The following is a 3367-nucleotide window of genomic DNA, read 5'->3' as shown; positions in this document are numbered from 1 at the left end:
GAATTTTACGGTACCAGTCACTTTGGACATAATAATTACTCTCAAATTTAGTGTTTGAAATGCCATCAGATGGCAAGTTTTGATTTTTCGTCAGCAATACGTAGGGGAAGCACTAAAGAAGGAGAATTATTCGTCAAGCATCATCGAAATAACACTTGCACTAATCACTGCTTTACTAAAATGACTGCCTAACATAATCAGGACTGAACTGCCGAACTATCGCTGTCGATTAGAACACGCACGCTTTGTTAAAGCAAACTTTATCTCTCAGTTGGTACTCTGTGCCGAATGACTGGATTTTCAGGACGATTTTACCTTTTATATCAATAGCATGAATATCCATTTCAGATGCTTTTCGGGTTGGTGTGAATCCCTTTGTGCGCAGAAAAAACGAGATAAAGGGTCATGCGAGTCGACAGATAATGTCACGTCAAGGGTCAGAACCTTCCCCTTCCATCATGAAAAGCCAGCCCGTCGACAGGGCGTGGGCTGGCTACATTCGGTTGAAACGGCATGATCAAGGCTTCTTTCGAAAGCGATTGCTGACGGAGTCAACCCAGCTGAATGTCTCGGGCAGTACCTGATTGGCGGCCCGTTTCTTGGCCTTGTCTCTTGCGAGTTGTGCCGCCGCTTTTGCGGCTGCCGCCCGGTCGGCGACCACCTTGAGCCGGCCTTCCTCGCGTATGCGATTGCGTTCGGCATTGGTCAGTGGGTGATCCGCGTTGGCCTGTGCTTTTTGCAGCAGCAGGGTGATCCCGGCCTTTTCGGCGTCGGTGAGATCCTTCATTCCCAGCTTTTTCACGGCATGTACCTGATGACGGGGAGGGAACACCCTACCACGTCACCTGGCCGTTTATTGTGCTGTCGATGGCATTCCCGATGATTTCCCCGGTTGGACTAGGCGTGACCGGCTGGTTCGACATGGATCAGCACGATGGCGTGGGGGAGATGGCGCTGGATCCCCTGCTCTATGCGGTCACAGATGGCGTGGGAGTGCTCGATGCTCATCTCCTTGGGCAGTGTCAGGTGGAAGTCGATATGGCGGCGACGTCCCGCCTGACGGCTGCGCAGATCATGGAAGCCGCCGTGCTCAGGGCAGCACTCCTCGATCACTTGGGTGGTGATGGCCAGCTCCTCCTCGCTCATGCTGTGATCCAGCAGGGGCTGGAAGGCCTGGTTGAGCATGGCGATGGCTTCTCTGAGGATGAAGAGCGCGACCCCGATGGCGACGAGGGGATCCAGCAGGTAGAGGTTGTAGCCCAGCGCAGAGGCGATCCAGATGCCGAGCAGGCCGGCAGCCACCCCGAGCGAGGTCAGCACGTCCGCCTTCAGATGCAGGGCATCGGCGGCCAGCGCCACCGACTCTTCCTCCCTGGCGACCCGGTATAGATAGGCGGAGACGCCGCTGTTGACCAGTGCCGACAACAGCATGACCAGCACGCCGAGCCCGACGCCTTCGATGGGGGTGGGGGTGATCAGCTTGCCGACGGCCTCGAAGATGATCCAGCCGGCGGCCAGCAGGATCAGCAGCGCTTCGATCACGCCGGAGACATTCTCTATCTTCTCGTGGCCATAGGGGTGGCGCGGGTCGGGTGGAATATCCGACTTGCGCACGGCCACAAGTGCGATCAGGGCGGCCACCAGATCCATGGCCGAGTGGATGGCTTCGGAGATGATGCTGACGGAACCGCTCAGTATGCCGGCAATTATCTTCATGACAATCAGGCTGATATTGGAGCAAACCGAGACCAAGGCGGCTCTGGTTTTTCTGGTCATGGGATATCCCTATTCTCGATGAAATAGTTTGAAAATAAGGCCTGATAATATCAGCTTGCGTTAATAATGACTTCTTGATGTTGTAACTTTTTGTTTCCGTCGATAGTGAGAATGCTTATCCAAATTAACACCGCTCGTTTAAATAATAGTTATTTTGGTTTTTGGTGATTTATTTTAGCTGGTCGCTAAATAATATTGATAATCGCTACTTTATAAGGCTTCCGGTGTTTTTACGGCCGTTCCTTCCCCGCCCAGGAGTGCCTGGCGGGGGCCGTCGGCCCCGGTTTGGCGCGGCGTGATGGATGAGGGTGGATTCTTGCGCAAGATTGGGGGTATGCTGGACTGAGTGCGATCCTGGGATCGTCACTGAAAGCGTACTGTAGTCTACGATTCGGATGGCATGCTGGAACCTGGGTTCCAACTGTCTGGGTAACATTTTTGGAGTTTGATGATGAGCAACAAAGAACATCACAACGGCAAAGATGCCAAGAAAAAACCGCAGATGTCACTGAAAGAGAAGCGCGAAGCCAAACGTCAGAAAGCAGAACTGAAAAACGGCAGCGCGATGAAGTAACGCTCCCCATGCTGTAGTTCCTTTGGAGCCAGTAACAAAAAGCCAGCCTGTTTCGGGCTGGCTTTTATGTTTTTGGCGTGGGCTCAGGGGGTCGCACCGTAGCTGGCAAATATCCGTTCGTAGCGGCCATCGGCCCGCATCTTGCCGAGCTGGCGATCGAACCAGCGTTGCTGCGCGGCTTGGCGAAAGGCGAAATGGTAGTGGGTGGGAGCGAACAGATCATATTGTCTGACCCGGCTGGGGGCATAGAGCTCGGCGCCAAACTTGCTGGTGGCCAGTTGCGCCAGATAGTAATAGAACACCCGCTGCTCCAGGATAACCGCATCCACACGCCCCAGCATCAGTCGATGTACCTGCCCCTGCTGCTTGGCAACCTCCTCGTAACGGGGATTCTGGTCGGCCATGCTGGCGAAGGCCCCCCCCAATACCTGGCGTGCGCGCTGAAAGGCGCTGACCCTCAGCTCTTTCATGTCGTCCAGCGTGGCGATGTGGGTCTTGCTCAGGGTGAATACCCGGTTGTGAAAGGCGATGACGGGTTGCGACAGGAAGACGTTGTCCAGCATCCCGGGTTTGACGTTGATGATGGCATCGAGCCTGCCGGACTCCAGCATGCGAAAGGTGCGCTCCAGCGGCAGATATTCGAAGCTGGGCTCGTAGCCGCTGTCACGAAAGGCTTCCCGCAGCAGATCGAGCTCGATGCCGCGTCCCTCTTCCTCAATCACATAGGGGGGAATGGCGAAACTGACCCCCACCCGCAGTGGCTCGCCGGCCAGCAAGGGGGGAGACTGAAACAGCACGGCAAGGCTTGCCGCGAGCAGCAGGATACGAGACATAAATCCCATGCGTTCTCTCTGACAAACGAATTGCCCTGATGATAAACCCCGGGCCGGCGACAGGGGGAGCAGGGTCGGCAACTCTGGGCGGGGGAGCCGGCTTGCGTGCCGCGCCTGCGTCAATAACGGGCAAAAAAAGGCCCTGCGTGAACAGGGCCCTCTGAACCGTGCACTTCCCTTAGGG

General features: G+C 55.5%; 4 protein-coding genes. 1 reads left to right on the top strand and 3 read right to left on the bottom strand.

What is annotated here, in order from left to right; all coding sequences use genetic code 11:
• Positions 1-517: 517 nt before the first annotated feature.
• Positions 518-802, bottom strand: a complete 285-nt coding sequence (locus CAK78_RS10315) for a DUF3811 domain-containing protein (protein ID WP_176452745.1) — start codon at positions 800-802, stop codon at positions 518-520.
• A 95-nt stretch (positions 803-897) separates the two neighbouring features.
• Positions 898-1776 carry a cation diffusion facilitator family transporter gene (locus CAK78_RS10310; RefSeq protein WP_094697196.1) on the bottom strand — a complete coding sequence of 293 codons (879 nt, stop codon included), beginning with the start codon at positions 1774-1776 and terminating at the stop codon, positions 898-900.
• A gap of 451 nt (positions 1777-2227) precedes the next feature.
• On the opposite strand from CAK78_RS10310, the gene CAK78_RS23090 reads away from it, so the two are divergent.
• The gene (locus tag CAK78_RS23090) at positions 2228-2350 is read left to right on the top strand and encodes a hypothetical protein (RefSeq protein ID WP_005306071.1); all 123 of its coding nucleotides are present in this window, start codon (positions 2228-2230) and stop codon (positions 2348-2350) included.
• 83 nt (positions 2351-2433) lie between these two features.
• Here CAK78_RS23090 and CAK78_RS10300 read toward each other — a convergent pair whose 3' ends face one another.
• Positions 2434-3192 (bottom strand): substrate-binding periplasmic protein, encoded by a 759-nt coding sequence (locus tag CAK78_RS10300; protein ID WP_094697195.1) that lies wholly within the window; start codon positions 3190-3192, stop codon positions 2434-2436.
• Positions 3193-3367 lie beyond the last annotated feature (175 nt).

The organism is Aeromonas sp. A35_P (assembly GCF_002259925.1).
GTDB lineage: Bacteria > Pseudomonadota > Gammaproteobacteria > Enterobacterales > Aeromonadaceae > Aeromonas > Aeromonas dhakensis.
This window is presented reverse-complemented; position numbering and strand designations above follow the sequence as displayed.

What these genes read in the sequence shown, in the direction of transcription:
- CAK78_RS10310 (WP_094697196.1), bottom strand. Translation starts at nt 1,776, where the DNA reads ATGACCAGAAAAACCAGAGCCGCCTTGGTCTCGGTTTGCTCCAATATC.
- CAK78_RS23090 (WP_005306071.1), top strand. Translation starts at nt 2,228, where the DNA reads ATGAGCAACAAAGAACATCACAACGGCAAAGATGCCAAGAAAAAACCG.
- CAK78_RS10300 (WP_094697195.1), bottom strand. Translation starts at nt 3,192, where the DNA reads ATGGGATTTATGTCTCGTATCCTGCTGCTCGCGGCAAGCCTTGCCGTG.